The 25,840-nt window shown below is 71.2% G+C and carries 22 protein-coding genes, 1 tRNA gene and 3 pseudogenes; 15 read left to right on the top strand and 11 right to left on the bottom strand.

Annotated elements, in window-relative coordinates; all coding sequences use genetic code 11:
- Positions 1–287 (bottom strand): annotated as a pseudogene (locus E4099_RS09400) (hypothetical protein); the annotation flags it as partial.
- 405 nt (positions 288–692) lie between these two features.
- Between E4099_RS09400 and E4099_RS09395 the strand changes: the two are divergent.
- From E4099_RS09395 to E4099_RS09375, 5 genes are all read left to right on the top strand, one after another.
- A complete protein-coding gene (locus E4099_RS09395) occupies positions 693–1,427 on the top strand; it encodes a 2OG-Fe(II) oxygenase (protein ID WP_135338510.1) in 735 nt (244 codons plus the stop codon).
- 146 nt (positions 1,428–1,573) lie between these two features.
- Entirely contained in the window at positions 1,574–2,809 is a 1,236-nt protein-coding gene (locus E4099_RS09390; RefSeq protein WP_135338513.1) for a threonine synthase, read from the top strand.
- Between the two features lie 155 nt (positions 2,810–2,964).
- Positions 2,965–3,879: an alpha/beta fold hydrolase gene (locus E4099_RS09385; protein ID WP_135338509.1), complete on the top strand. Its 915-nt coding sequence runs from the start codon at positions 2,965–2,967 to the stop codon at positions 3,877–3,879.
- Positions 3,880–3,916: 37 nt separating this feature from the next.
- Positions 3,917–4,651, top strand: coding sequence for a MerR family transcriptional regulator (locus E4099_RS09380; RefSeq protein ID WP_135338508.1), 735 nt, complete (start codon positions 3,917–3,919; stop codon positions 4,649–4,651).
- 254 nt (positions 4,652–4,905) lie between these two features.
- Positions 4,906–5,640, top strand: coding sequence for a hypothetical protein (locus E4099_RS09375; RefSeq protein WP_135338507.1), 735 nt, complete (start codon positions 4,906–4,908; stop codon positions 5,638–5,640).
- 171 nt (positions 5,641–5,811) lie between these two features.
- Here the strand turns inward: E4099_RS09375 and E4099_RS09370 are convergent, their stop codons facing one another.
- The gene (locus E4099_RS09370; protein WP_209446566.1) at positions 5,812–6,564 is read right to left on the bottom strand and encodes an SDR family oxidoreductase; all 753 of its coding nucleotides are present in this window, start codon (positions 6,562–6,564) and stop codon (positions 5,812–5,814) included.
- A 132-nt stretch (positions 6,565–6,696) separates the two neighbouring features.
- On the opposite strand from E4099_RS09370, the gene E4099_RS09365 reads away from it, so the two are divergent.
- Positions 6,697–7,314 (top strand): TetR/AcrR family transcriptional regulator, encoded by a 618-nt coding sequence (locus E4099_RS09365; protein ID WP_245244712.1) that lies wholly within the window; start codon positions 6,697–6,699, stop codon positions 7,312–7,314.
- A 27-nt stretch (positions 7,315–7,341) separates the two neighbouring features.
- On the opposite strand, the gene recQ is transcribed toward E4099_RS09365, so the two are convergent.
- Both recQ and E4099_RS09355 read right to left on the bottom strand, forming a co-directional pair.
- Positions 7,342–9,426: a DNA helicase RecQ gene (gene recQ, locus E4099_RS09360; protein ID WP_135338506.1), complete on the bottom strand. Its 2,085-nt coding sequence runs from the start codon at positions 9,424–9,426 to the stop codon at positions 7,342–7,344.
- Between the two features lie 142 nt (positions 9,427–9,568).
- On the bottom strand, positions 9,569–10,267 hold the full coding sequence (locus tag E4099_RS09355) for a TetR family transcriptional regulator (protein ID WP_135338505.1): 699 nt from the start codon (positions 10,265–10,267) through the stop codon (positions 9,569–9,571).
- Between the two features lie 154 nt (positions 10,268–10,421).
- Between E4099_RS09355 and E4099_RS09350 the strand changes: the two genes are divergently transcribed.
- Entirely contained in the window at positions 10,422–11,246 is an 825-nt protein-coding gene (locus tag E4099_RS09350) for an NAD(P)H-binding protein (RefSeq protein ID WP_135338504.1), read from the top strand.
- Between the two features lie 322 nt (positions 11,247–11,568).
- On the opposite strand, the gene ku is transcribed toward E4099_RS09350, so the two are convergent.
- The gene (ku, locus tag E4099_RS09345; RefSeq protein WP_135338503.1) at positions 11,569–12,609 is read right to left on the bottom strand and encodes a non-homologous end joining protein Ku; all 1,041 of its coding nucleotides are present in this window, start codon (positions 12,607–12,609) and stop codon (positions 11,569–11,571) included.
- A 30-nt stretch (positions 12,610–12,639) separates the two neighbouring features.
- On the opposite strand from ku, the gene ligD reads away from it, so the two are divergent.
- Positions 12,640–13,533: a non-homologous end-joining DNA ligase gene (gene ligD, locus E4099_RS09340; RefSeq protein WP_135338502.1), complete on the top strand. Its 894-nt coding sequence runs from the start codon at positions 12,640–12,642 to the stop codon at positions 13,531–13,533.
- Positions 13,534–13,648: 115 nt separating this feature from the next.
- Here the strand turns inward: ligD and glpK are convergent, their stop codons facing one another.
- The 3 genes from glpK to E4099_RS09325 all read right to left on the bottom strand — a co-directional run bounded on the left by glpK (position 13,649) and on the right by E4099_RS09325 (position 17,946).
- Positions 13,649–15,166, bottom strand: a complete 1,518-nt coding sequence (gene glpK, locus E4099_RS09335; protein ID WP_135338501.1) for a glycerol kinase GlpK — start codon at positions 15,164–15,166, stop codon at positions 13,649–13,651.
- Between the two features lie 50 nt (positions 15,167–15,216).
- Positions 15,217–16,056: an MIP/aquaporin family protein gene (locus E4099_RS09330; RefSeq protein WP_135338500.1), complete on the bottom strand. Its 840-nt coding sequence runs from the start codon at positions 16,054–16,056 to the stop codon at positions 15,217–15,219.
- A gap of 390 nt (positions 16,057–16,446) precedes the next feature.
- Positions 16,447–17,946 (bottom strand): helix-turn-helix domain-containing protein, encoded by a 1,500-nt coding sequence (locus E4099_RS09325; RefSeq protein ID WP_245244710.1) that lies wholly within the window; start codon positions 17,944–17,946, stop codon positions 16,447–16,449.
- 210 nt (positions 17,947–18,156) lie between these two features.
- On the opposite strand from E4099_RS09325, the gene E4099_RS09320 reads away from it, so the two are divergent.
- From E4099_RS09320 to E4099_RS09305, 4 genes are all read left to right on the top strand, one after another.
- Positions 18,157–18,933 carry a DUF4232 domain-containing protein gene (locus E4099_RS09320; protein ID WP_135338498.1) on the top strand — a complete coding sequence of 259 codons (777 nt, stop codon included), beginning with the start codon at positions 18,157–18,159 and terminating at the stop codon, positions 18,931–18,933.
- Positions 18,934–19,207: 274 nt separating this feature from the next.
- A complete protein-coding gene (locus E4099_RS09315; protein ID WP_135338497.1) occupies positions 19,208–19,744 on the top strand; it encodes a GNAT family N-acetyltransferase in 537 nt (178 codons plus the stop codon).
- A gap of 70 nt (positions 19,745–19,814) precedes the next feature.
- Positions 19,815–20,087 (top strand): helix-turn-helix domain-containing protein, encoded by a 273-nt coding sequence (locus tag E4099_RS09310; protein ID WP_209446565.1) that lies wholly within the window; start codon positions 19,815–19,817, stop codon positions 20,085–20,087.
- A gap of 108 nt (positions 20,088–20,195) precedes the next feature.
- A complete protein-coding gene (locus E4099_RS09305; protein WP_135338496.1) occupies positions 20,196–20,744 on the top strand; it encodes a hypothetical protein in 549 nt (182 codons plus the stop codon).
- 158 nt (positions 20,745–20,902) lie between these two features.
- Here E4099_RS09305 and E4099_RS09300 read toward each other — a convergent pair whose 3' ends face one another.
- On the bottom strand, positions 20,903–22,165 hold the full coding sequence (locus tag E4099_RS09300; RefSeq protein WP_167828328.1) for an MFS transporter: 1,263 nt from the start codon (positions 22,163–22,165) through the stop codon (positions 20,903–20,905).
- A 606-nt stretch (positions 22,166–22,771) separates the two neighbouring features.
- Between E4099_RS09300 and E4099_RS09295 the strand changes: the two are divergent.
- Positions 22,772–23,166: pseudogene (locus E4099_RS09295) on the top strand (MerR family transcriptional regulator).
- 302 nt (positions 23,167–23,468) lie between these two features.
- Here the strand turns inward: E4099_RS09295 and E4099_RS09290 are convergent.
- Positions 23,469–23,876: a hypothetical protein gene (locus E4099_RS09290; protein WP_135338494.1), complete on the bottom strand. Its 408-nt coding sequence runs from the start codon at positions 23,874–23,876 to the stop codon at positions 23,469–23,471.
- 276 nt (positions 23,877–24,152) lie between these two features.
- Here E4099_RS09290 and E4099_RS09285 point away from each other — a divergent pair, with 276 nt between their 5' ends.
- On the top strand, positions 24,153–25,208 hold the full coding sequence (locus E4099_RS09285; RefSeq protein WP_135338493.1) for an SMI1/KNR4 family protein: 1,056 nt from the start codon (positions 24,153–24,155) through the stop codon (positions 25,206–25,208).
- 44 nt (positions 25,209–25,252) lie between these two features.
- Positions 25,253–25,401: pseudogene (locus E4099_RS34070) on the top strand (site-specific integrase); the annotation flags it as partial.
- A gap of 68 nt (positions 25,402–25,469) precedes the next feature.
- Here the strand turns inward: E4099_RS34070 and E4099_RS09275 are convergent.
- Positions 25,470–25,545 (bottom strand) — tRNA-Arg (locus E4099_RS09275).
- Between the last annotated feature and the right edge of the window lie 295 nt (positions 25,546–25,840).

The following is a 25,840-nucleotide window of genomic DNA, read 5'->3' as shown; positions in this document are numbered from 1 at the left end:
ACCTTGCCCTTGCCCTTCTTCTTGTGGTGGCCCTTCCCCTTGTGCTTGCACGTGTCGTGCTTGCCCCCCGCGTGCTTGCCCCCCGTGTGGTGCCCCTTGCCGTGCTTGCAGCCGCCTCCGCCCCGCACTTCGGTCGGTGCATTGGTCACCTGTGTATGTGCCATCGCGGGGCTGGCGAAGCCCATCATCACGAGAGCGAGCGAGGCCATCGCGCCGCCCGCGATCCTTCCGCCCTGCTGCTGGAGTGGGCTCAGCTTGAAGGAAGGCTTCCTGTTCTCAGGGCCCATCTAGTGCTCCTTTGGTACCGAACGCGGGAGTGCCCTTCGGAGGCGATGCGAGAGCCTCTCCGGCATCATCCGTTCGCTGGTGAGGGCCGTGCGCGAGACACACGGAGTGATCGTCTTATCGGCCGACCGCATGTGATCCGAAGGGACGACGTCCTGTCGTGTCGTGTTTACGCATGCCGAGGTCTGCCGGGAATGTGTGCGGTAGGTACCCGCACACCGGCGCCTGGCCTCCGGGGCACTGGACGCCAGAAGCACCGCTGTTCGGGGGAATCCGACTGAGTGAAAAGCGGCTCTCGGGCTCGTCCTCACGCCGGCGGCGAGCCTGGTGAAGCAGCATTCAGCGCTCCTTGGCCGGGGCGTCCCGCGAGGGGCGACTCGCTCGACTCGATCGCGAAGGCGGGAATGATGACAGTGCAGGAGTCCACGACGGCGGCACCCGATGCGGAGGAGCGGACCTCGCGGGTGTCCGCGGACGCCATCTGGCGGCTTCCGGTAACGGTCTGCCGCATCACCGACTTCCTGGGGGAGCGGGCTTCGGCCGCCCTGCTGGAGCGGGCCGTCGCGGCGGCCTACGGCGCGCTGGCGCCTTCCACGGTCGACGGCACCCAGGTGATCCCGAAGGTGCGCCGTTCCCGCTCGGGCCTGCTCGCCGTGCCGGAACTGCTGGAAGCCATCGACGAGGTGCTGCCCGCCGTCGAGCGCACGCTCGGCATCTCCTGCGCCGACACCGAGCCCAGCTACGGCCTCAACGTGCACAACGACGGCGACTTCTACCGGGCGCACCAGGACACCAGGGGCGTCGGATACTCCGCCAACCGCCTGCTCACCTTCGTCTACTACCTGCACCGCAGGCCGCGCCCCTTCCTGGGAGGCGAACTGCGCGTGTTCGACGTGGCCCTGCCGCTGGACTCGGGCCGGGCCGGCAAGTGGGAGGACCGCACGTGGCAGGACTGGGAACCCGAACACGACAGCATCGTCTTCTTCCGGCCCACCGCCTGGCACGAGGTCCGCAAGGTCGAGTGCCCGAGCGGACGGCCCGAGGACAGCCGCTTCGCCATCAACGGCTGGCTGTGCGCCCGTCCGGCCCTGCCCTCCGCCAGGGATGACGTGGATCCGCTCCCCCGCACCTTCAAGAACTGAGGCACCACCGCCACGGGTTCCGGGTGGAGCACCAGCGCTCGGACGCCGCGGGGAACCTACGGCCCGAATGACGCCTTGTGCCCAACCCTGCCGCCATTGCGTGCCGTTCCGTCGCACGCCCCGGGTTCCTAGACTCGCGGAACATGATGGCAACGGAGTCGCTGGCGACCGGCCAGCGTTCGCTGGGGGACCCGGTCCTGTCGTATCCGCTCTGGCCGCCGCTGACCAGCGGCTGCCCCAGGACGAGCACCGCCGAGGTGGCGTACCCGCTGGAGATCGACTACGCCTATGACCGGGTGCCGAAGGAGTTGTTCACCGCCTTGGGCCCGGAGACCGTGCGGGCCGTCCCGCCCGGGCGCGGCGGGCTGGACCGCTGGGCACCGCTGCTGCCGCCGCTGGCCGCGCCGGGGCTGGGCGAGGGCGGCACCCCGCTGATCGACATCGGCGACGGGGTGTACGTCAAGGACGAGTCGCGCAATCCCACCTGGAGCCACAAGGACCGGCTCAACCGCTGCACCGTGAGCGCCGCCGTCGGCGTGGGCGCCGAGGGCATCGTGGTGGCCTCCTCCGGCAACCACGGAGCCTCCGCCGCCGCCTTCGCCGCCCGCGCCGGACTGCGCTGCGTGCTGCTGGCCTCGGCCGGCATGCCCGCGGCGGTCGACACCTTCCTGCACGCCTACGGGGCCGAGGTGCTGCCCGTACCGGTGGAGGACCGCTGGCCGCTGATGCGGCGGATCGTGGAGCGCACCGGCTACCACCCGGTCAGCAACCTGACCGTCACCCACACCGGCCACCCCTTCGGGCCCGAGGGCTACAAGACCATCGCCTACGAGATCTTCACCGAACTCGGCACACCGGCTGCGGTGTTCATGCCCACCGCCTACGGTGAGCTGCTGTTCGGCGTCTGGAAGGGCTTCGAGGAACTGCACCGGCTCGGCCTGGCCGAGCACACCCCGCGCATCTACGCCTGCGAGCCCGACGCGGGCGGACCGCTGCACGCCGCACTGCGGCAGGGACTGCCGGCCGCGCGGGTGGAGGTGGGGGAGAGCGCCGCCTACTCCGCCGTCTCCGGGGTCAGCGGCTACCGGGCCGCGGTCGCCGTACGCGCCGGTGGCGGCGAGGCGCTGCTGGTCAGCGATGCGCAGATGGCCGCGGCCCAGGCGGAACTGGCCCGCCAGGGGCTGTGGTCGGAACTCTCCAGCGCCGCCGCCCTGGCCGGCCTGCGCGCCACCGGGCGGGACGCCTTCGAGGGACCGGTGGTCTGCGTCTCCACCTCAAGTGGCTTCAAGGACGTCGGGGTCGGCGCCCACCCCGCCGAGACCCTCGATCCGTCCTGGGAGAACATCCAGGGCCGGCTGCGGGGCGCGGGCATCCCGGTCTGAGACGGGCCCCGGCCGCCCACCGTCGACCACGACGGCTTGGGCGGCCGTCCGCGCGGCGCACCACGGCCCCGGGCGGCATCCGGATCCGTCTCGGGCCTTACGATCCGCGGGCAAAGGTTGACCTTGACCCTGCGTCAGGGTTGAAGGCTTGCCGCATGACGAACAACAGCACGTCCCCGGCGCGGCTCGCTCCGCCGATCGGAGGATTCCTGGAGATCGAGGGCCGCCGCGTCTATGTGCATCGGTCGGGCAGCGGCGGGCCGGCCGTCGTCTTCCTGCCGGGCGCCGGCGCGGTCGGCCTGGACTACTTCGCCGTGCAGGAAGAGGTGTCCCGGTTCACCACCGCCGTGGTGTACGACCGCGGCGGCACCGGCTACAGCGATCGCCTCCCGCTGCCGCGCACCGCCGCCGCAGTCGCCGCGGAACTGCGCGAGCTGCTGCGCGCCCAGGGCCTCGCCGGACCGTACGTGCTGGTCCCGCACTCGCTCGGCGGCCTCTACGCGCACCGCTTCGCCCAGCTGTACCCGCAGGACGTGGCCGGGCTGGTCTGGTTGGACGCCCTCCACCGCGACTGGGACGCGTTCATGCCTCCCGCGGCGGGTCTGGCCGCGACCGAACGGATGACACCCGATCCGGAGCAGCTCGAACAGCTTCGTGCCGCCCTGCGCGAGTGGAGCGCCGAGTTGTTCGCGGACTACCCGGAGCACATGCGGGAACCACTGATGGAAGCCAAGGCGAGTGACGAGTGGATCCGGTCCGGCATCTCCGAGCGCGGCACCCTGACCGACCTCGCCGCCGAACTGCGAGCCGGGCCGGACATCCCGGACGTCCCGGTGGTCGCCCTGACCGCCCTGGGCGCCGACCCAGGGGTGCAGGCGCTGGTGGGGGAACGTACCGTGCGCGAGATGCGCGACGGCAGGACGCGAATGGACGCGGCCCTGGTGAGCACGGTCTCGCACGGGGAACAGCGCCTGCTGACCGACACCCTCCACCACCGGCTCTGCTTCGACCGCCCCGATGCCGTGGTCCAGGCGATCCGCGACGTTCTCGACCGAGTGGCCCGCCCCTAGACTCGGCAGGGCCACGCCCGACGCTCAGAGGTGAACGTTGCTCACGATCGGCCAACTCGCCGCCGCCGCCGGCGTGACCGTGCGCACCGTTCGCCACTACCACCACGTCGGTCTGCTGCCCGAGCCCGAGCGCGACGCCTCCGGCTACCGCCGTTACAGCGCGCAGGCGGCGGTGGATCTCATCCGGATCAGGACCCTCGCCGACGCGGGGGTGCCACTGGCCCGTATCGACGCCCTGCTGCACGCGGAGCCCACCGAATTCGCCGCGGCCATCACCGACATCGACGCCGAACTCCAGCGCAGGATCGACCGGATCACCGAGAGCCGCCGGCGGATCGCCGCACTGGCCAGTGGCGAAGGCATCGTCCTGCCCCCCGAGGTGGTCGCCATCCTGCGCCGGATGCGCGCCCTGGGGATCAGCGAGCAGAGGATACGGGTCGAACGCGACGCGTGGATCCTGGCGCGGGCGCTGGACCCGCACTCCATGGCGCGGCGGATACGGGACAAGAACGCCGGCTTCGACGACCCCGAGACCATCCGCCTGTATCTCGCCTGCGACCAGGCAGTCGACTGGGACCCGTCCGATCCGCGCCTGGACCGGCTCATCGACGACCTGGACGCATGGGAGATCGCATACGGGCGGGACAGGGGCCGTCCGGACGGCCTGGAGCTGGTCTTCTCCCGGATCGTCGAGGCGTCCCCGGCGTGGCAGCGCGTCGTGGAGGCACTCGCCCACCGCGCCCGACAGCGCCGGCAACGGGCAGGAGGGTGAAGCCGGCGCCCCGGTCATGTCCTGATACCGCGACGGCGCTTACCGCGACGAGGCTCCGACCATCGGGCTGCGACCTCGTGGTCCGCGGCGGCTGATCCGGGCCTGGTGCCGGCACTGACGGCGCCATCGGGGCGAGCGCGGGACATGCCCGCGGCGGACACCCGCGGGGGAACCGGACGGCGCCGCCCGGCGTGAGTTCCCTCTGACACCAAGACGGCCCACAACGGGTCGGCTGCAAACGGGGGTTGACCTTCATGCGATCCGCTGCGCGTCCCGACACGCACCCTCCCGCGGCGCTCCGCCGCGCCCGATCCCGCCGCACGAGACTCGCGGGCCCCCTGCTCGCCGCGGGCCTGCTGCTGGCCGCCACCGGGTGCGGCTCCGACGGGGACTCCGGGACGCGGCCGGGTGCGGCCGGTGCCTCGAAGGGCGGCACGGCGGGCCCGGAGCCCGCCGGCGCCTCGTCGACCGTCGGCCTCAAGGTCTGCTCCCTGGTGGACTTCCAGCCGTTGCTGGAGACCGTTCAGGGGAAGTTCTCGGTCGCGCCGAAGGACATCAAGCCGGGTTACGGCTCGGATCCCGGCGGCCCGCAGTGCCCGGCGCAGCTCGCCCGTCGGGACGGGCGAACCGACTTCACGGGCCAGCTCCACCTTTCCGTGGTGCCCTACGGCAGCGAGAAGGAGGCGTCGGGCAGCTTCGACTGGCGTATGGCCGGCGTCAGGAAGGGCCAGGGAGTCTCCGTTCGGAATCTGGACGGTGCCTGGGCAAAGGGCACCCTGGCCAGTGGGGGCTCCAACAGCAGCCGGATCTCGTACGCCCTGCTGCGGGACGGCTCCCTGCTCTACAAGGCCCAGCTCACCTGGCAGGCCATATCCGGCACCAAGGACATCGGCTTCACCGCCGCTGACGTCGACACACGGATCGTCGACCTCGTCAAGGAGCTCTACACCGCGGTGAATCCCGGGAAGGGCGCCGCGGACGGCTCCTAGCCAGGGCCGCGGCCCGCCCACCGGTATGACCGGAGCCCGTGCGGCCCTCCGGCCGCAGCGACAGCCCTCGGGGTGGCGTAGTCGGCCGTGGTGGCCGCCGACGCACGCGGGTGACCCCCGCCCTCCCGCGCCCGGGCGCTTCCGCGCCCTGGGCCGCGGGGGGCGACGCGATCAGCGGCCGGTGGGCAGGTTGGCGCCACCGGTGCAGTCGAGCACCACGCCGGTGATGAAGCTGTTGGCGGCCATCATGTGAATGGCCCGCGCCACGTCCTCGGACTGGCCGACCCGACCGACTGGCGTGATGGCGGCGACCCCGTCGAACAGCGCCTGGCGCTGCTCGGCCGGAACGCGGTCCCACCAGGGGGTGTCGATGACGCCGGGTGAGACCGCGTTGATCCGCAGCGGCGCCAGCTCGACCGCCAGCGGCGGAACCATCGCCTCCAGGGCGCCGTTGAGCGCGGCCAGTCCCGCGGTGCCCGGGAAGGCCGCGCGGGCGGAGGAGGCGGTGATCAGCGTCACCGATCCGTCCTGGCGCAGGTGCGGCAGCGCGGCCTTGAGGATGCGGACCTGCGGCCAGAACTTGGCGTCGAATCCGGCCGCCAGCTCCTTCATGTCCAACTCGGCGAAGGGGCCGCCGCCCGCGGCGCCGGTGACCGCGACGACCAGGTGGTCGACGGTGCCGCTCTGGGCGAAGAAGGCGTCGATGGCGCCCTGATCGGTCGCGTCCATCCGGTAGCCGGTGGTCTTGCCGCCGATCCGGGCCAGGGCCGCGTCCAGCCGGTCCTGGTTGCGTCCGGTGATGACGACCTCGGCTCCGTCCGCCGCGAAGGCCGCGGCGGCGGACTCGCCGACACCAGAGCTGCCGCCCATTACAACGACACGCTGCCCGGTGAACACGGAAGGTGAACTGTTCGACGCGCTCATGGTGTTGGCCCCTGCCTTCTACGGGTATGTCCGTGCGGTCATCTTGTCGAGACTGCTGGTTTCGACAAGAGTTTGTACCGAGACTGTTAGTCTCGTCAAGGGGGTAAGGGGAGAGGAAGGAGCGTCCGCAGGGTGCGGGACGAGAAAGGCATGGACGTGACACCACCGCGCATGGAACGGCCGCACACCGGGCGGCGCCGCAACGAGGCAGCACGCCGGGCCATCCTGGATGCCGCCCTCCGGCTGCTGACCGAGTCCGACGGCACACCGGTCACCGTCGACGCCATCGCCCGCGCCGCGGGTGTCGGGAAGCAGACCGTCTACCGGTGGTGGCCCTCCAAGGGGGCAGTCCTCCTCGACGCCCTCATCGACCAGGCCGGACAGGAGGTGCCCTCGCCGGAGACCGGCTCACTGCGTGATGATCTCCACGCCTTCATCACCGCCACGTTCGACGGCGCCCAGCGCCCGCCCAGCGCCCCCGCCCTGCGCGCACTGGTCCGGGAAGCCGCTCACGACGTGCACCTGGCCGAGATGATGCGCGCCTTCACCGCCACACGCCGAGCCGCCCTCCAGGACCTGCTGGCCCGCGGTCGCGACGGCGGCGAACTCCCCGAGGACGCCGACCTCGGCCTGATCATCGACCAGATCTACGGCGTCTTCTGGTACCGCTTCCTCCTCGGCCACGCCCCCCTCGACCACGCTGCCGCCGACCGCCTCACCGACTCCGTGCTCAGGGGCCCGGTCTCGTAACCGATGATCCTTGCGCCCGGGGCGCGGCTACCAGTCGATGTCGTCGAGCTCCGGCTCCGGCTCCGGCTCCAGGTCGGGCTCGGGGCCCGGCTCCCCATCCGGTTCGCCGACCGGAGTGGCCGAGACCGCGGTGGCGACCGGCACGGCAGCGCCCGCCGGGGCCGCGGCCGCGGCCGTGCCCGCGACGGAAGCCGAAGCGGTGACGGAAGCCGAAGTGGCGGAAGCCGCCGGGGGCTCCGCCACCTCCTGCGGGCCCTCGGCCAGCAGGTCGAGGATCGGCTGGCCGTACTTGGCCAGCTTGTTCTCGCCGACCCCGTTGACCGTGCCCAGCGCGTCGAGGGTGGTCGGGGCGAGCGTGGCGATCTCCCGCAGGGTCGCGTCATGGAAGATCACATACGCCGGGACGCCCTGCTCCTTGGCGGTCGCCGCCCGCCAGGCGCGCAAGCTCTCGAAGACCGGCACCGCCGCCTCCGGCAGATCGACCGGGACGGCACGGCGGCCCTTGCCCGTCTGCGCCGCCCTGTCCTTCCCGGCCGCCCGGGCGGTGCGCTCCGGGTCGCGGCGCAGCTTCACCGCGCGCTGCCCGGCCAGCACCTCGCCGCTGCCCTCGGTGAGCATCAGGGTGTTGTGGTCGCCCTCCACCGCCAGCAGCTCGGCGGCCAGCAACTGCCGGGCCACACTGCGCCATTCGGCCTCGCGCAGCTCGGTGCCGGCGCCGAAGGTCCTCAGCTGGTCGTGGTCGAACTGGATCACCTTCGCGGTCTTCCTGCCCAGCAGGATGTCCACGATGTGCAGCACGCCGAACTTCTGCTTCCGCTCCCGCCACAGCCGGGACACCGCGGACAGCAGCTTCTGCGCCGCCACCGTGCCGTCCCAGGTCTCGGGCGGCGCCAGGCAGGTGTCGCAGTTCCCGCAGGCCGTACTGGGCTCGCCGAAGTAGTTGAGCAACTGCACCCGGCGGCACTCCACGGTCTCGCACAGCGCCAGCATCGCGTCCAGGTGGGCGGCCAGCCGGCGGCGGTGCGCGGGGTCGCCCTCGGACTGCTCGATCATCCTGCGCTGCTGGACCACGTCCTGGAGCCCGTACGCCAGCCAGGCGGTGGACGGCTGCCCGTCGCGGCCGGCGCGCCCGGTCTCCTGGTAGTAGCCCTCCACCGACTTGGGCAGGTCGAGGTGGGCGACGAAGCGGACGTCGGGCTTGTCGATGCCCATGCCGAAGGCGATGGTCGCCACCATCACCAGACCGTCCTCGCGCAGGAACCGCGCCTGGTGGGTGGCGCGGGTCGCCGCGTCCAGGCCCGCGTGGTACGGCAGCGCCGCGATCCCGTTCTCGGTCAGGAAGGCCGCGGTCTTCTCCACCGAGGCCCGGGAGAGGCAGTAGACGATGCCCGCGTCCCCGGGGTGCTCGCTGCGGAGCAGGGACAGCAGCTGCCGCTTGGGGTCGTTCTTGGGCGCGATCCGGTACTGGATGTTGGGCCGGTCGAAACTGGCCACGAAGTGCCGGGCGTCCTGGAGCTTGAGCCGGGAGGCGATCTCGGTGTGGGTGGCCTCGGTGGCCGTCGCGGTGAGCGCGATCCGGGGCACCGTGGGCCAGCGCTCGTGCAGCGCGGACAGGGCGAGGTAGTCGGGCCGGAAGTCGTGGCCCCACTGCGCCACGCAGTGCGCCTCGTCGATGGCGAACAGCGCGATCTCGCCCCGGTCGAGCAGTGACAGCGTGGACTCCACCCGCAGCCGCTCGGGTGCCAGATAGAGCAGGTCCAGCTCACCGGCGAGGAACTCCGCCTCCACCAGCCGCCGCTCGTCCAGGTCCTGGGTGGAGTTGAGGAAGCCGGCCCGTACGCCGAGTGCCTTGAGCGCGTCGACCTGGTCCTGCATCAGCGCGATCAGCGGGGAGACGACAACGCCGACACCCCTTCTGACCAGCGCCGGAATCTGGTAGCACAGCGACTTCCCACCGCCGGTGGGCATCAGCACCAGCGCGTCGCCGCCGCCCGCCACATGCTCGATGATCTCCTGCTGGTCGCCGCGGAAGGCGTCATAGCCGAACACGCGGCGCAGCACCCGCAGGGCGTCGCTCGAAACGGAGGTACCGGCCGGGTCGGGGGGCGTCATCCGGACAGTCTACGAGGGGCGGGGCGCCCGGCGGCGGCCGATCTCCGGAATCCGGACACCGCCCAGGCGGTGCCCCGGCGGCCGCGGCCCCTGCGGTGACCGGCCAAGGCCCCCGGGCTCCCGGGTGCGCACTTCGGCCCGGCTACGCCCCGGCCGCCCCCTCGCCCGGGACCGCAGGTGCCCTCTCGCCCGCCGTCCCGGCCGACCGCTCACCCTCCTCCGGGTGCTCCGCGAGGCGGCGGATCATGCGGCGCAGCTGCTCGGTGTAGCGTTCCTGGAACTCCGGGGAGTCCGGTTCGAGGCCGAAGATCCGGCGTACCGCGTGCGGCATGACCGCCGGTGCCGAGACCGCGCCGATCATCAGCAGCATCACCGAGGCCGGATCCAGGTCGGCGGCCAGTTCGCCGGCCGACTGCCGCCGCTCCAGGTCGGACAGGTCCTCCTGCTGCTCCTCCCAGACGTCGCCGGTCAGCGCCCGCCAGGCGTTCAACCGGGTGCCGCGCGGGTCGGCGAGGGCGTGGCGCAGATAGCGGACGACGACCTCGTCGAGCGGCACCCCAGGGTCGTTGAACTCCGCCTCCTTCTCCAGCCACTGGAGGTTGAGCGCCTGGTAGAGCCCCTCCTTGCCGCCGAAGTAGTAGTTGATCAGCTGCTTGTTGAGCCCGGCCCGGTCGGCGATGTCCTGGACCCGGGCGCCCGCGAAGCCCTTGGCGGCGAACTCCTCCAGGGCCGCCTCCAGCAGCAGCCGCCGTGACCGCTCGGCGTCGAGCTTGCGCTCATCGGGGGCGGGGGCGCGGCGAGGCCGCCTGGGCTGCGGCTGCGGAGATGACGTTCGGGTCATCGGCCAAGGTTATCCAGCAGGTCAGCCAGGAGACTGAGGCCATCATCCAGATATTTGTTTGACAAGTTCATCCGTCTGGTTGAACCATGGGCTGGCGCGAGCGTGACCGATCGCGCTCGGGGAACACGGGGAAGCCGTACGGGGAGGCAATGTCATGATCGTCGTCACCGGAGCCACCGGGAACGTGGGCCGGCATGTGGTGCGTGAGCTGGCCGAGTCGGGTGTCCGGGTGTGCGCCCTCAGCCGGGACCCGGCGAACGCCCGAGTGCCCGCCGGAGTGCAGGTGGCCAGGGCCGGCGACCTGCCCATGTGCGATGTGCGGGCGGTGTTCCTCAACCCGGCGGTGATCTGGCAGGACGGCCCCGAGGCCTTCCTGCGCCAGGCCGGCTGGCACGGCGTGCGGCGGGTGGTCACCCTGTCGTCCTCCTCCGCCGCCGCTCCGGGGCCCGACAACCCGATCGGCACCCACCACCGCGAGCTGGAGGCGGCCATCGAGGAGTCGGGCCTGGAGTGGACCCATCTGCGGCCGGGGGCCTTCGCGGCCAACGCGGCCATGTGGGCGGCGCAGGTCCGGGCCGGCGACCTGGTCCACGGCCCGTACGCGGAGGCGCGCTCGGCCCCGGTCCACGAGGCCGATATCGCGGCGGTCGGGGTACGGGCCCTGCTGGGCGACGAGCTGCTCGGGCGGACCCCGGTGCTGACCGGCCCCGAGCCGGTCACCCACGCCGAGCAGGTGCGGCTGATCGGCGAGGCCGTGGGCCGGCCGCTGCGCTATGTGGAGATCACCCCGGAGGAGGCGCTGGAGCGGATGACCGGCGGGCACCTCACCAGGGAACTCGCGTCCTCGCTGCTGCGGATCTACGCGGATTCGGTCGACGGGCCGGTCGAGGTCTCCCCGGAGATCGAGCGCATCACCGGCCGCCCGGCCCGCTCCTTCGCCACCTGGGCCCGTGAGCGGGGCCCGGAACTCTTCGGCTAGCGGAGGCTTCCCAGGCGGTTCGGGGTCACGGGGGAGCCCCGGACCGCCGGGGCGGGGTCCCGCGTCGAGGGGCGGTCCCGCGTCATGGTGGGTGCCGGAGCCACCGGGAACCCGGAGCCGGGACCGGAGCCACCGGGAACCCGGAGCCGGGACCGGAGCCACCGGGAACCCGGAGCCGGGACCGGAGCGTCGGGCGCGGGTCTCGCGCTGAAGCGCCGAGCGTGCCCGAGAGTCCCCGGGGAGCCGCCGGGGCGAGGCCCGGCGTCGGGGGGTGGATTCCCCAACCGCTGGAAAACCCCTCGCGACGCCGCAGGTGACACCGTCAGGAGGCGGTCTTCCGCCTCGACGCGGTCTTCTTCGCCGGGCTCTTGGCGGCCGCCTTCTTGGCGCCGGTCTTCCCGTCGCCCCCGGCCGCGGTCTTGCGGGCGCCACTCCCGCGGGCACCGGAGGCGGTCTTCTTGCCGGAGGACGCCGCCTTCTTGCCGCCGCGCCCGCCACCCCCGCCGGACGCGGTCTTCGCGGCCCCCCGCAGGGCGGTGACGGTGGCCTCGGCCGCCTCCTCGCCCTCCTCCTCGGCCTCGCCCCGCGCCTTGCGGGCGGTGCGCACGCTGTCCTGGAGGGCGGCCATCAGATCGACGACCTTGCCGCCGGCCGCCCGCGGCACGGGCTCCGCCGCCGGGGCGGCGCCGGCCGCCTTGGCGGCCACCAGCTCCTCCAGGGCCTCGTGGTAGTCGTCGTGCAGGGACTCCAGCTCGACCTCGCCCAGGGTCGCCATCAGGGTGTCCGCGAGGTCGAGTTCGGCGTCCTTGACGGACACCTTGACCGTGGGGGCCATCCCGGCGGTGTTCCGTACCTCGTCCGGCCAGACCAGCCGGTGCATCGCGATGGTGTCGCCGACCACCCGCAGCATGCCCAGGCGCTCCCGCCCCCGGTGGGCGTACTTGGCGATGGCGACCTTGTCGCTGCGCTTGAGCGCCTCCCGCAGCAGTACGTACGGCTTGGCGGCGGCGACCCCGTCGACGCCCAGGTAGTAGGCGTCGGCCATCTGGAGCGGGTCGATGTCACCGGCCGGCACGAACGCCTCGATCTCCAGGGTGTGCGTGGTGGGCAGCGGCAGCGCGGCCAGATCGTCGTCGGTGATCGGCACCAGGCTGCCGTCGGCGTCCTCGACGGCGCGGCCGATCTCCTGGGCCTCGACCTGCTCCTCCTCCAACTCGCACACCTTGCGGTAGCGGATCCGCCCGTTGTCGGCGGTGTGGATCTGCTTGAAGGCGACCGAGTGGTGCTCCGAGGTAGCCGGGTACATCTTGATCGGGATGCTGACCAGACCGAACGAAATCGTCCCATTCCAAATGGATCGCATCATTGATCCCTTTCATGAGATTCTTATCGTATGTCGCCGATCACCGAGGTGGAGGGGCGACGCCTCGCCCTCCGGAACCTCGACAAGGTCATCCACCCGGCCACCGGCACCACCAAGGGCGAGCTGCTGCACTACCTCGCGGCGACCGCCGGCGCACTTCTGCCGCATCTGTACGGGCGCCCGCTGGCCTTCCTGCGCTACCCGGACGGGCCCGACGGCGAGAAGTTCTTCACCAAGAATCCGCCGCCGGGCACGCCCGGCTGGGTGAAGACCGCGGAGGTGCCGCGCCATGAGGGCCGTACCTCCCGGCAGGTGCTGATCCTGGACCTGGCCACGCTGATGTGGGCGGGCAACCTGGTGGTCGAGTTCCATGTGCCGATGTGGCGGGCCGAGGAGGGGTACGGCCAGGCCGACCGCCTGGTGTTCGACCTCGACCCAGGTCCCCCCGCCACCATCGCGGACTGCTGCGAGGTCGCCGTATGGCTGCGCGACCGGCTGGCCCGGGACGGGCTGCGGGCCTTCGCCAAGACCAGCGGCTCCAAGGGTCTGCACCTGCTGGTACCGCTGGAGCCGACCCCCTCCTCGCAGGCCTCCGCGTACGCCAAGATCCTCGCCATCGAGGCCGAGCGCGCCCTGCCGGGGCTGGCGCTGCACCGGATGAACCGGGCGCTGCGGCCCGGCAAGGTCTTCGTCGACTTCAGCCAGAACGCCGCCGCCAAGACCACCGCCGCGCCCTACACCCCGCGCGCCCGCCCCGAACCCACCGTCTCCACCCCCGTCACCTGGGAGGAGGTGGAGAGCTGCGAGGACCCGGGGCAACTCGCCTTCCGGATCGAGGACATCCCGGACCGACTGGCCCGGTACGGCGACCTGCTCGGCCCGCTGCTCAACCTCAACCGCGCCCGCCCGCTCCCCACGGCCTGACACCCGGACGGCCCGCATCCCCGCGCCCGCATGCGGAAGGGCCCTGACCGGGTGCGCGGGCAGGCGGGTGCGGGACATGATGCCGCCAGCCCCCGAGCGACCCTGGCGGCGACCGCTACTCCACCGTCACCCAGTCCATGCTGCGCCCCACCGCCTTCTTCCAGCCCTCGTAGCCCTCGGCCCGCTGCTCGGCCGTCCACCGCGGCTGCCAGCGCTTGGACTCGTGCCAGTGCGACCGGAGTTCATCGGTGTCCCGCCAGAAGCCGGTGGCCAGCCCCGCCGCGTAGGCCGCGCCCAGTGCCGTGGTCTCAGCCACCACCGGGCGGCTCACCGGCACGCCCAGCACATCCGCCTGGATCTGCATGCACAGGTCGTTGGCGGTGACCCCGCCGTCCACCTTCAGCACGTCCAGATGTACGCCGGAGTCGTGCTCCATCGCCTCCACCACGTCCCGGCTCTGGTAGCAGATGGCCTCCAGGGTGGCCCGGGCCAGGTGTTCGCAGGTGTGGTAGCGGGCCAGGCCCAGGATCGCGCCCCGGGCGTCGGAGCGCCAGTACGGGGCGAACAGCCCGGAGAAGGCAGGTACGAAGTAGATGCCGCCGCTGTCCTCCACCGCCGCTGCCAGCCGCTCGCTCTGCGCCGCGTCCGTGATGATCTTCAGCTGGTCGCGCAGCCACTGCACCGCCGCGCCGGTCACCGCGATCGAGCCCTCCAGGGCGTACACCGCCGGGGCGTCCCCGAACTGGTACGCCACCGTGGTGAGCAGGCCGGCCTCGGAACGCACCAGCTCGGTGCCGGTGTTGAGGACCAGGAAGTTGCCGGTGCCATAGGTGTTCTTGGCCTCGCCGGGGGAGAAGCACACCTGCCCCACGGTCGCCGCCTGCTGGTCGCCCAGGAGGGCCGCGATCGGGACCGCGGACCGCAGCGGCCGGGAGGTGCGGGCCTGCCCGTACGCCTCGGGGTGCGCGGACGGGTGGATCGTCGGCAGCATCCTCCGCGGGATGCCGAAGAGCGCCAGCAGCTCCTCGTCCCAGTCCAGGGTCTCCAGGTCCATCAGCATGGTGCGGCTGGCGTTGGTGACATCGGTGGCGTGCACCCCGCCGTCCGGGCCGCCGGTCAGGTTCCACAGCACCCACGCGTCGGTGTTGCCGAAGACCGCGTGGCCCCGTTCCGCGGCCTCCCGCAGCCCCGCCACGTTCTCCAGCAGCCACTGGATCTTCCCGCCGGAGAAGTAGGTGGCTGGCGGCAGCCCCGCCTTGCGCCGGATCAGTGCCCCGTGCCCGTCCCGTTCCAGGGCCGCGGCGATGGTGTCCGTACGAGTGTCCTGCCACACGATGGCGTTGTAGTACGGGCGCCCGGTCCGCGGATCCCACACCACCGTCGTCTCACGCTGGTTGGTGATGCCGATGGCGTGCAGATCGGTGGGGGACAGCCCGCAGGCCCGGAGCGCGTTCTGGATCACGGTGTTGCTGCGCTCCCAGATCTCCACCGGGTCGTGCTCCACCCAGCCCGAGCGGGGCAGGATCTGCCGGTGCTCCAACTGGTGCCGGGCCACCTCGTTCCCGTCATGGTCGAAGATCATGAAGCGGGTGCTGGTGGTGCCCTGGTCCACCGCACCGACGAACTCTGGCATCGCCGCCGCCTCTCGTGCTGCCGGGTCGGGTTGGGTCGGGTCGGATCGGGTCAGGACACGTCGGGGGTGCGGCCGATCTCCTGCATCCCGGGGACCGGGAGGAAGCGGCCGATGAAGAACCTGTACAGGGCCGCTCCGATCGGGCCGCCGATCAGCGGGCCCACGATCGGCACCCACCAGTACAAGTTCCCGTACTGATCTCGCCACGCCGAGTCGTAGCCGGTGAGGTACTGCGCCAGCCGGGGACCGAAGTCGCGGGCGGGGTTGATCGCGTACCCGGCGTCCGACCCCAGGGCCATCCCGATCACCACCACGATCAGGCCGATGATGAACGGCCCCAGGTTGGCACCCGGCGGGGTGTTGAGCAGGTCGGTCACCGCGAGGATCAGCAGCATCAGGGCCGCGGTGCCGATGATCTGGTCGCGCAGCGCGCCCCACTCGCTCACCGGGAGCGTCCCGTTGCCCGGCAACGTGGAGAAGACCCCCTGCGTCTTGAGGGTGTGCCCGGGGTCCGCCGCGGCCAGCACCTCGGTGTAGTTCCAGCGCACCAGCAGGGCCGCGGTGAAGGCGCCCGCCGTCTGCGCCACCCAGTACGGCAGCACCTTGGCGTAGGGGAAGCCCTTGAACATGGCCAGCGAGAGGGTGACCGCGGGATTGATGTGCGCGCCGCTGAGCCGCGCCGCGACATAGACCCCCATGGTGACCCCGAGCCCCCAGGCCCAGGCGATGCTGTCGTGGTTGCCCAAGGAGCCACCGGCCAGGATGCCGCCGGTGACGACCTGCGCCACCACACCGCAGCCGAAGAGGATCAGGACAAGGGTGCCCAGGTACTCCGCGGCCAACTCGCCGATCAGTCCTGAGCGCTTGGCCCATGCCGTCTGCCGGGTCATGGCTACCCGCTTCCCGAGGGGACCGGAGGGGACGCGCCGGCGATCCGGGACACGTCCCGACCATCCTCCGCGCATCCGCCCCGGCCCGCCCGCGGAGTACGGCCATCGGCATGAGCGCCGAGCCTCGGGACTCAGGTGGGGAGCCGCCTGACGGCACGGCTCAGGTGGGGAGCTGCTCGACCGCAGGGCTCAGGTGGTGGCGCTCACCCACACGCCCACCCGATACCGCTCGACGCCGTGCGGTACGGCTCAGGTGGTGCCGCTCACCCCCATAGCCCAGCCGATGCCGCTACCCGACGCCGCTCGGCCTGTCGCTGATCCGGCGCCGCTCACTCACGGCCCAGCCGTACCACTCGCCCCACGGCTCGGCCGACGCCGCTCAGCCCCCGCTCAGCCCTCGACCCTCGGTGACCAGGCGGCATCGCCGTTCGGGAACTGGTACCCCGGGCGTCCGTGCTCCCCGCTGGTACGGAACGGCCTGCCGCGGTCGTCGATGCGCAGCGTGCCGTGCCGGTCGCCGCTGGACCACTCCAGCTCCAGGTACCAGCGCACCTGGTGGGAGGAGGCGCGGGCCGTGACGAACAGGACCTCCGGATCGCTCTCGCTCACCTTGTACGGGAAGTCCCGCTGGCCGCGCGCGGGCTTGGCGGTCGGCCGTCCCGCGTCCAGATCGATGTCGAAGGCCGCGCTGTCGACACTCCCGCCGCAGCCGACGCCCATGGTGTAGCTGTTCCAGGCCAGCGGCGCACTGGTCTCCACCGTGCGCACATGCAGCGCCTGGAGCACCACGGTGTCCTTGCCGGTGCCCTGCACCGTGAGCTGCAACCGCTGCTCCTCCGCGGAGACCGCGTTCAGCGCGTTCACCCAGCCCGGCGCGTCCTGCTCGGTGGGCGGTGGCGGCACCTCGGCCGCCGGGCGGTCCATCAGGTAGTGCTGGCTGCACGGGGTGTCCCAGTCGTACGGACGGGTGGCCACCGTCAGTGGCACCGGACCGTCCCGCCGCCCGGTCTTGCCCGCGGTCTGCCCGGGCGTGCCCGACCGCTTGCCGTCCGAGGTGGCGGTCGCGTGGACCGAGGCGGACGGTGAGGCGGACTTGCTCGCCGAGGCGGACGGCGAGGCGGAACGGCCCGGCGCCCTGGACTTGCCCGTGGGAGCACCCCCGAGCTCTCCGGCGGTGGGCGCGGTACGGGCCGAGTCCCGCGACCGCCGCTGGTCCGCCCCGTCGTCCGACCCCGCCTGCACCGCGAAGGCCGCCCCGCCGAGCACCACCATGGCCCCCGCCGCCGCGAGCACCACCCGCGCCCGCGACATCCGCCGCCGCGGGTTCCGCGGGGGTGTGACGCCGTGGGCCTCGGACCCGCCGGCACCCCGACCCGTACCGCTCGCGGCACCGGCCCCACTCGCCGTACCGGTACCGGCGCCGGCGCCGGAATCCGTACCCGAGCCCACTCCCGCGACCGGGGCCGAATCCGTACCCGTACCGGCCTCCGCGCCCGGGACCGCACCCGTACCCGAGCCCACTCCCGCGACCTGGGACGAACCCGTACCCGCCGCCGCGTCGCCGGCCGTAGGCACCCCCGCGGCGGAGACCGCACTCGCCGCCGAAGCCTGGTGGGCCGGCGCCCCCTTCGGCGTCCGGCCGCGGGCCGCGTCCGCCAGGATCCAGCGGCGGTGTGCCTCGATCAGTTCCTCAGGGGTCGCCTTGCAGACCCTGGCCAACCGCTCCACGGGGGCGTAGTCATGGGGGACCGCCTCACCCTTGCAGTAGCGGTGCAGCGTCGAGGCGCTCATGTGCAGTCGCTTGGCGAGCGCTCCGTAGCTGAGCCCCGAACGCTCCTTCAACTTCCGCAACAGCTCCGCGAACTCGGCCGTCTCCTCAGCCGCCCCCACCGTGCCTCCATCCCATTCGTGCATTCGAGGGGAGAGTTGTTTCCCCAGGTCAAGGCCAATGCGGGCGTCCCAGTGCGCCAGTTTCCCGGGAGTTGTGGCGGATGGGACGGACTGCCGCACAAGCTGGGACCAATCCAAGCACGTCGCCCTGGGCAACCGGTCGAGCGGCGCGCCTTCCTCCACGTGATTCGAACAGGGGACTGCTTCGTCATGTCTGCGACCACCGCCCGTACCCGCGTCCGCCTCCTCGCCGCGGCCACCCTCGCGCTCGCCTCCTTCTCCCTCACCGCCTGCCAGGACGGTGGCAGCGGCACCCGCAGCGAGGGCCGCGCGAACACCGCCCACCAGAGTGCCGCCCCCGCCCACTCCGCCAAGGACGCCGAAGAGGCGCCCGCCGCGGCCAAGGACGACCGCGACGGCACCGGCAGCCAGAAGACCGGCCAGACCGGCCAGTCCGGCCAGTCCGGCGGGAACGCCGGGGACAGCGGGACGGCCGCGGCGAAGCCCCCGGCCCAGGCAGCCCCCGCCAGGACGGACCGGGGCAACCGCGGCTCCGGCACGGCCACCACGTGCACCAGCGCCAACACCAAGGTCACCGTCACCCAGGTCAGCCGGCCGATCAACCATCTGCTGCTCACGGCCACCAACACCGGCACCGCGCCCTGCTACGCCTACTACGCCCCGTACCTCCGCTTCGACGACGCGCAGGCGGCCACCGCGTTCAACGAGGACAGCAAGCCGCAGGCCGTGGTCACCCTCAAGCCCGGGGAGTCCGCCTACGCCGGCATCCGCACCTCGGCCGCCGACGGTGGCGCGCAGCACGGCATCACCGCACAGCGGCTCGGCGTGTCCTTCGCCAACCGCGACCAGGACGGTTCCGTCGGCGGCAGCACCAACCTGACGCTGCCCGGTGGAGGTGTGTACGTGGACGACAGCGCGGAGGTCACCTACTGGCAGACGTCCATGGACGACGCCCTGATGTGGTGATCCGCCGGTGGGGCGCGGAGAATCCCGCCGCCCATGCGAAAGGTCCCTCCCGCCGGGTGGCGGAAGGGACCTTCACTGGAGCGCCGAGCAGGCCTTGCACCTACATCCCTCGTTTGGAGACGAGTATCTTTCCTTAGACGACCGACGCATCAACCCCCGCCCCTCGGGGCGGCGTTGCGAGATCAACTTTAGCCCATCGGGGGCCCGGTGGCGAACCGACCCCGCAGCCCCCGCCCTCTTGCCCGCATGTCGGGGCCGATCGGAAGATCAGCCCATGACCACGGAGCTGACTCCCGCCCAGGACCTGCCGCCCGGCACCGCGTTGCGCCACCCCACGGAAGCGGACCACGCCCGCCTGCAGGTGGCCCTCACCGAATGGTGGGGCGGCCTGGGCGGAGAGGTGGGGTCCATGCAGCGCCGGCTCATGGTGCCCCGGCTGTTCCTCCAGCACTTCGCCGACACCAGTTTCTGGGTCGAGGACGCTGACGGCAGCCTCCAGGCGTTCCTCATCGGCTTCCTGTCCCAGACAGATCCGCGGACCGCCTACATCCACTACGTCGGGGTGCACCCGGAACGGCGGCGCAGCGGTCTGGGCAGCGCCCTCTACCACCGCTTCTTCGCGCTGGTCCAGGAACACGGCCGGGACCGGGTGCGCTGCCTCACCGGCCCCAACAACCTCAACTCCATCGCCTACCACCAGCGCATGGGCTTCCGAGTGGAGCCGGGGGAGCGGACCGAGGACGGCGTCCCGGTGCAGCCGGACTACGACGGGCCGGGCCTGGACCGGGTCACCTTCGTCCGCGACCTGTGACCCCGGACCGGACGCGCCGACCCGAGTGCTCCCGGACCGCTGCCAGGCTCACGGGCGCATCCGGGCCCCCTTGAGCGGGCCGGCGGCGGACGGCCCCGACCAGGTCGACCCGCTGCTGCGCCGACACGTCGGACAACCGCACCAGGCCCTCGCCGACCGGGGCGACGAACCGGAGGCGGCGAGCCGCCTGGCCCGCATCACGCAACGGCTCCGCCCGGCGGAGGTGGCGGCGGTCACCGGCTTCCACGACCAGCCCCACCCGACCGGCCACTTCAAACGCCTGATGGGCACCACCCCCGGGCGCTACTCCCGCGGGCACCCCGCTCCCGGGCGGCGTCCCTGACCCCGACGGACAGCGCGGCACCCCGGGTCGTACTCGGCGACGAACAGCGCCTGAACCTTCCCCCTCGGGCGAAATGACGAGAGGCTGGAGACAGAAGAAGGGGAGGCCATGACCGTAATCGTGGGGCTCGTACACAACGGGCGAGTACATCTGGGCGGAGACTCGGCCGGAGTCTCGGGCTTCAGCATCACCGTCCGCCGTGATCCGAAGATCTTCCGCAACGGCCCCTATGCCATGGGATTCACCACCAGCTTCCGCATGGGGCAGCTGCTGCACCACGCGTTCAAGGCGCCCAAGCCCAAGGGCGACCTGGACCGCTTCATGACCACCGTCTTCGTGGACGCACTGCGCAGTTGCCTCAAGGACGGCGGCTGGGCCCGCAAGGAATCCGACCAGGAGCAGGCCGGGACGTTCCTGGTCGGCATACACGGCCGCCTGTTCACCGTCCACGACGACTACCAGATAGCCGAGCCCGCCGACGGATACGCCGCCGTCGGATGCGGTGACGAATACGCCCTCGGGGCACTCCACGCCACCGCGAACCTGGACCTCAAGCCCCGCAAACGCCTGACCCTGGCCCTCGAAGCCGCCGGCTACCACAGCGCCGGAGTCTCCGCCCCGTTCACCTACACCAGCACCCGCAAGAACCCCTCCTGACCGGAGATCCCGAACCCACGGTGGAGCCAACGGACCGCACACAAGCCCCCGACCGCCACCTGAGGTAGGAGGGGGCGCCCGAAGCGCGATCGTTCCGGACCGCCACCTGAGTACGAGGTACGCCCCGAAGCACGACCGCTCCGGGGCGTACCCTCCGTTCACGCCTTGGCCGCTGCGACCGCCCCCTGGGCACGTGCCCAGAGCCGCTCCACGAAGGCGCATGCGAAGCCCGCCGCCGTGACAAGCAGGGCAAGGGAAATCCACCCGGCCTTGCCCCAGTTGACGCACATCGAGATGACGACGATCGGGGCCACCGCCTCGGCGAGGCCGTGTCCGAGCCCCATCACTCCCTGGTACTGGCCCTGGGCCTCCGGCTTCGCCAGGGCGAAGGAGAGCTCGAACGTCCCGGCCGCCTGCCAGACCTCGGCGGAGGCATGCACGACCACGCCGAAGGTGAGCAGGGCGAGTGCGCCCCAGGCGGCGGCGTCCTCTGCCAGCGCGATCGGAATCCACGCGACCAGGAACAGCGGGCCGGACAGCGCGAGCAGTCGCCCCGCGGACCGTGGTCCGTCAAGAGAGCGGGTCGCGGGCACCTGGGCCACCGTGACCAGAATCGACTCGAAGAAGAGGACGATGGCCGCCGTCCACCGTGGCGCTTCGGTGTGCTCGACGATCCACACCGGCAGCGCGGGGACAAGGACGAAGTACTGCACACTCGCGACCGAGGAAGCGGCGGTCAGCGCGAGGTAGGGGGCATCGCGCAGCGCCACCCAGCGCCGCTCCGTCGTGGCCGTATCCGAGTCCTGCCCTGAAGGGCGTGTCGGAGGGATGTGCGGTAGGCGGGCCAGGATGGCGGCGGCGATCAGGAAGGTGATCGTGTCCGTCAGGACCACGGCCACATAGGCCGGCCGCGTGTCGAAGGCCAGGACGACCGCCGCCCCGATCGTGCCGATCGCCAGCCCGACGTTGGTCACCGAACGCAGATACGAGCGCAGCCGCGCGCCCTTGCCCTCCTCGGCCAGCACGCCGATCATCGCGCCGCGCGCACCGCCGGTTCCCGCACGGCCGACGGCCGCGGCCGCGGCCACGACGATCAGGGGCCACAGGCTGTGGACGAAGAGGAGGCTGATGCTCGCCACGGCCTCCAGCAGCATGGATCCGATGACGACCTCACGCGAGCCCCGCCGGTCGGCCCAGTCGCCGATCAGGACTCCGGCGCCGAAGCCGCACAGCGAACCAGCGGTCAGGCCGATACCCGCCTCCGTGGGGCTCAGCCCGGCGGACCGGATGAGGAAGATCGTGCCCGCGGACAGGAAGATGCCCATGCCGATCGTGTTGACGACGGTCGACAGGGCCAACAGCCGCTGGCGAGAGTCCCGCGGACCGCGCAACGCGGTACGGATGTTGACCAGCGGCCTCATATCGCGCCGCCTCTCTCGCCCTGGGCCGCCGTCGGCCAGGCCACGGCATAGCGCCATGCGGCGTGCCGAGCATTCATGTCCCTACCCTCTCTCCTGCACTGCGGTGAACACGGACCTCTTCGACTCACCGGCCGTTCCCAGGGGGGGGATCCGTGGCTCGTCGCGTTCCGGCGGCCCAACCGGGGGCGTTCTCGGGGCAGACAGGCGCGCTTGACCCGCGGGCCACAGCAGCCCTATTCGCTGTCCGATGCCCCAGGGCAATTGCCGAGGCCCGGCGAGGGTGATGCGTTGGCTCCGGTGCCGTGTTCCGAGGTGCCTTTCACCTGGCCCACGGAACTCATCTACCGATCAGCGACGTCGCGGCCGGCCTCGAAGCCATGTACGGCGACGCCGCCCCGCACATAGACGGAACTGGTCGGAGACGCTTTTCCGTAAAGGCTCGCTCAGAATGGGCGATTGCCACGACCCGACGTACGGCCGGTGTTTGGCCCGTCCTCGAAATGGCATCGAAAACGCCCTGCCGATCCGCCTGTTCACCTCTCACAAGGCGCACGTTAAACTCCGACACCAATGTCAGAGTCAAGCCGTCAGAGAGCAGTTCGGCACATGCGGATGAAGGACATGGTCCGAAGCACTGGCGTCCACGAACGTTGCTGCGCTACTACGAGAAGCAAGGCCTTCTCGCGCCGAAGCGGCTGCCCAGCGGTTACCGGGAGTTCACCGATGCGGACGTGGAGACCGTCCGACGCATCCGCTGCCTACTGGCGGCTGGACTGTCCACGGCGCTGATCGCCCGAGTGCTGCCATGCCTTGAGGAAGACGAGAGCACCCGCATCGGCCCCACCTGCACCACCCTGGTCGGTCAACTGCGCCAAGAACGCCGACGGATGACCGAAGAGATCAAGGCCCTGCGAAGCTCCCGCGCCATGCTGGACTCGATCCTGGAAGCCGCACCCCAGGCCCCTGCCGAGCCTGCCTCGCCGGCGGGCTCGGCCGAATGAGCTTCCGGCACGTCGGGCAGTCCGTGGTGCGGTCGCAGGGCTGAGGCCTGGCTATCGGCGGCGGGCGCCCTCATCGGGCGGGGCGCTCGCGTCGAGGGTGTCCGAGCAGCGGGTCCGACGGCTCATCCTCATCGTGGCGCTGACCGGCGGACTCTCCGTACTGACGAAGGGCATGCCGGCAATGTGAACCGCCTCGGAGGTGATCGTTCCGAGGCCTTGGTGATGGTGCCCCCGGACGGTCGCCGTGGTTGCGGTACCCGGCTGCTGTCCAGCTGTGAGGGGTCCATGGCTGGGCCAAGTCCCTACCATCGCGCCCACCGCTGCAGCTTGCCGAGGACGCGCTCTTTGTGGAGCCGGGTTGCCGAGATTTCGCCCGAGCTCGTCATGAATGCCGTGATGGGGGTCCATCGCTGGCGCCCACTGCGAGTCGTCCATCTGACCGCCGGAAAGTCTGTGATCTCCGTGATGCTTTCTCGCGCGATCACACGCGTGCGCAGATATCCACGGATCACCAGCGTCGCGTGCTGGCATCTCACGCCGAGCCGATATCCCCTGACGGCGATCACCGCGAACCCGATCACGGCGAAACACGCCGCGAGTCGCGAAAGGGCGTCGTCGGCCTGCGCCACATATGCGATGCCCCCAGCCGCCGGACCCGCCCCGAGGGCGCTGTTCGCGAGACGGTTCAGCGTCAACGGCGACAGCTCCATGTCACTCCTCGTCTTCACCAGAGGCGGGTGGGCGAGCCTACCGGCAGCGAAGCGTGCCTCGGCGGCAGCGCTGGTTTGGACCTCCTCGCACCGGCCGGACTCGCGCCCCGCGTCGTGATGGAGATCCTGGGACACAGCCAGATGGATCGACCGCTCAAGCGGCGGTCCGGCCCTGGTCTCAGCCCTGGCCGGTCGCTGCCGTGGATGTCAGCCGTGGATGTCAGTTGGTGTGCAGTCCCGACTCGTTGTCTGTGGCCTGTGTTTCACTCTCTGGCCATGGACGAACAGGAACTGTTCGAAGCCGTTACCTCCTTGGTTCGGCCGGGCGGACGGGAATTGGTGTGCGGCCGGTCTGGTCACTCGGCGGGGCATGTGTGCCTGGCTGCTTCCGACGCAATCAACCTCTCCACTCTCCTCAAGGAGTTCAGCCGTCGGTACGGGCAGCTGCGCAACCTCGCCATGGGTGGTTACGCCGATCCGAAGGTGACCGAGCGGACCGGGCTGCCGCTCCTTGCTCCTTTCGCTGGGGAGCTGGTCGAGATGCGCGGATGGACGTCCGGCAGTCGGTGGATCGGCTGCGGTGTGGTCCGTACCGGGGACGGCGAACAGCTGGTGGTGCTCGTGGCCGAGCGGGCTGCGCCCTCGCCGGATGCACCGCCGGAAGAAGCTTCCTGGGTGGACCCTCTTCCTTGTGCCACAGGTGGGGACGCACGGGACGCGGCGCAGCTCTTGGGGGTGATCAAAGCGGAAGTGGGGGCTGAGCTGCCCGACGACTGTCGTACGTGGGTTCAGCGAGTGATCGAACTGACCGGGTGGGAACCGCTCGGGATCTCCGCCGACTGGGATGCGATCGAAGGAGAGCTGGGGGTCCCGCTACCGGCGGACTGCAAGAAGCTCTACGAGGCGTTCGGCGGCGGCACCTTCAGTGATTCCATCTCCTTTCTGGGGCGCGACGAGGGCGTCTCGTTCGACTTCCTGACACAGTGGCGGGTCTCCCTATCGGTCGACCAGGACAGCAATCTCGGAAATGTCTCCGCCGTCGATCCCTATGAGATCTACGCGCCGGGCGGCAAGGGGCTGGTTGCCTGGGGCTCCACCGAATGGGCCGACGAGTACTGCTGGCTGATCGACGCCGAGCGGCCAGGCGATTACCCCGTTCTTGCGCGGTCCCGTGACGGCGGCCCATGGCACTGGTACGACATGTCCACCTCCGAGTTCCTCTACCGCGTCCTTGCTGATGCCGAATTTCAACCTTTCGGGATCGCGCAGTACGACCTAGGAGCGACGTTCCAGCCCGGCTCCGGCGGCCCCTTCGACGGCCGGCCGCTCTGACGAGAGGCGGACCGTCTCACGTTTTGCGGACACGGCAGTGCCGGGTCGCGCCCCGCGTGGTGATGGAGATCCTTGAACAAGCCAGATCAGCATCACCATGGACGTCTACACCCACGTCGTCCAGGAAACCCAGTGCGAGGCCATGAGTCACATGGACCGGCTGGTCAGGAAGAGGTGTCCCGGTCGTCAGTGACCGTCGTCGTTGATGTCAGAAAGGCATGTCAAAGGCCCCGAACCATGATCGGTTCGGGGCCTTTTCGTTGGTGCCCCCGGCAGGATTCGAACCTGCGACACCCGCTTTAGGAGAGCGGTGCTCTATCCCCTGAGCTACGGAGGCAGGGGGTCGTAGGAAAATGCGCGGAAATAGCAGAATGTCGCTATCTCGGACACATCGACCCACTCGGTGATGCGCCAACGGAGTGGCACACCGCCGTCAGTGTAGCGGGTGAGGGTGTGCGGGCGAGGGGGTTACCCCGCCCGGCACGGTGAGGACGGTTGTCCGGTCGGCGTGCGGGCGAGGGGTCACCGGCGCTGCTGACCTGCTGCGCCCATGGCGATGGAGCTGATCATCCAGGCCAAGCGGAGGCCGTGGGCAGGGCTCCGCTTGGCCTGGATGATCAGCTCCATCGCCA

The organism is Streptomyces palmae, from assembly GCF_004684805.1.
Taxonomy (GTDB): Bacteria; Actinomycetota; Actinomycetes; order Streptomycetales; family Streptomycetaceae; genus Streptomyces; species Streptomyces palmae.
Note: the sequence above shows the minus strand (reverse complement) of the source record. Positions and strands in the feature narration are given on the sequence as shown.

Bases quoted from the DNA above. Each gene is read 5' to 3' on its own strand.
- E4099_RS09395 (WP_135338510.1), top strand. From the start codon at position 693: ATGACAGTGCAGGAGTCCACGACGGCGGCACCCGATGCGGAGGAGCGG.
- E4099_RS09390 (WP_135338513.1), top strand. From the start codon at position 1,574: ATGGCAACGGAGTCGCTGGCGACCGGCCAGCGTTCGCTGGGGGACCCG.
- E4099_RS09385 (WP_135338509.1), top strand. From the start codon at position 2,965: ATGACGAACAACAGCACGTCCCCGGCGCGGCTCGCTCCGCCGATCGGA.
- E4099_RS09375 (WP_135338507.1), top strand. From the start codon at position 4,906: ATGCGATCCGCTGCGCGTCCCGACACGCACCCTCCCGCGGCGCTCCGC.
- E4099_RS09370 (WP_209446566.1), bottom strand. From the start codon at position 6,564: ATGAGCGCGTCGAACAGTTCACCTTCCGTGTTCACCGGGCAGCGTGTC.
- recQ (WP_135338506.1), bottom strand. From the start codon at position 9,426: ATGACGCCCCCCGACCCGGCCGGTACCTCCGTTTCGAGCGACGCCCTG.
- E4099_RS09355 (WP_135338505.1), bottom strand. From the start codon at position 10,267: ATGACCCGAACGTCATCTCCGCAGCCGCAGCCCAGGCGGCCTCGCCGC.
- E4099_RS09350 (WP_135338504.1), top strand. From the start codon at position 10,422: ATGATCGTCGTCACCGGAGCCACCGGGAACGTGGGCCGGCATGTGGTG.
- ku (WP_135338503.1), bottom strand. From the start codon at position 12,609: ATGCGATCCATTTGGAATGGGACGATTTCGTTCGGTCTGGTCAGCATC.
- ligD (WP_135338502.1), top strand. From the start codon at position 12,640: ATGTCGCCGATCACCGAGGTGGAGGGGCGACGCCTCGCCCTCCGGAAC.
- glpK (WP_135338501.1), bottom strand. From the start codon at position 15,166: ATGCCAGAGTTCGTCGGTGCGGTGGACCAGGGCACCACCAGCACCCGC.
- E4099_RS09330 (WP_135338500.1), bottom strand. From the start codon at position 16,056: ATGACCCGGCAGACGGCATGGGCCAAGCGCTCAGGACTGATCGGCGAG.
- E4099_RS09320 (WP_135338498.1), top strand. From the start codon at position 18,157: ATGTCTGCGACCACCGCCCGTACCCGCGTCCGCCTCCTCGCCGCGGCC.
- E4099_RS09315 (WP_135338497.1), top strand. From the start codon at position 19,208: ATGACCACGGAGCTGACTCCCGCCCAGGACCTGCCGCCCGGCACCGCG.
- E4099_RS09305 (WP_135338496.1), top strand. From the start codon at position 20,196: ATGACCGTAATCGTGGGGCTCGTACACAACGGGCGAGTACATCTGGGC.
- E4099_RS09300 (WP_167828328.1), bottom strand. From the start codon at position 22,165: ATGAGGCCGCTGGTCAACATCCGTACCGCGTTGCGCGGTCCGCGGGAC.
- E4099_RS09290 (WP_135338494.1), bottom strand. From the start codon at position 23,876: ATGGAGCTGTCGCCGTTGACGCTGAACCGTCTCGCGAACAGCGCCCTC.
- E4099_RS09285 (WP_135338493.1), top strand. From the start codon at position 24,153: ATGGACGAACAGGAACTGTTCGAAGCCGTTACCTCCTTGGTTCGGCCG.